Origin of the sequence: Chimaeribacter arupi, from assembly GCF_002858805.1 — a bacterium.
Taxonomy (GTDB): domain Bacteria; phylum Pseudomonadota; class Gammaproteobacteria; order Enterobacterales; family Enterobacteriaceae; genus Chimaeribacter; species Chimaeribacter arupi.
In genome coordinates, this window is record NZ_PJZI01000087.1 from 1 (window position 1) to 777 (window position 777).

Consider the following 777-nt stretch of genomic DNA (forward strand, 5'->3'; position numbering starts at 1 on the left):
AAGAGGAAAGGGTTTTGTATAAGGTGAAGGGTTTTTAACTTCAACATTGACCCATTTAGTCTCAGGGGGAGGCGACAGGGCACTATTATTTTCATTGACGCAGCTGCTTAGTATAAATACAGAAAGGCAAGCTATTAATGAATGAATTCTTTTATCCATTTTTGATTTGCTTGTTAAGTTAAAGAAGAAATGAAAATTATTATAAATTCATAATAACATTCAAGCATGCTTACTTAATTTTCATTTTATCAACCTTTTCAAAATCAGGAAATATAGTTCTATCCGATACTACGCTTCCATCAGGGTATACAATTTTAGAATATACCCCTTCGATCTTTTTCTCTACACCTATATATCTTACGACTTTATTTTCATATATTTCAGGAAAATATCTTATATGGTTCGAGTCATAAGCACGCAAAGACAAAAAACTTTCCCTCCCAAGTAAAGATAGCTCCTTCACCTTTTTACCTAGATTCCATTCTGATATATAAGGATAATATTTCGGTTCTAATTTTATATCTCCATAAAATGAGGTGAACTGCCCATTCCGTGATGCATCATCATCAAATGCAATAGTAGCACCAACCGCCGTACCGGGGACTAACTCTTTACCCAAATGGGTGGCATCGATATACTCAATACCCAGATTAAATTTACTCAGTGTCCAGCCACAGGCCCCGCCCCCGCTCATTGCCATTTTGCCCTGCCAGATATCGCTCCTTTCTTGCTGTTGCAAAGGAATTTGAATGCCTTTATAACTGGGTTCTTTTACCA

The 777-nt window shown here is 36.6% G+C and carries 1 protein-coding gene; it reads right to left on the reverse strand.

Going from position 1 to position 777, the window contains the following annotated elements:
* Window positions 1–229: 229 nt before the first annotated feature.
* Window positions 230–777: hypothetical protein (locus CYR52_RS22755; protein WP_165699111.1), on the reverse strand; the 548-nt coding region annotated here is incomplete at its 5' end.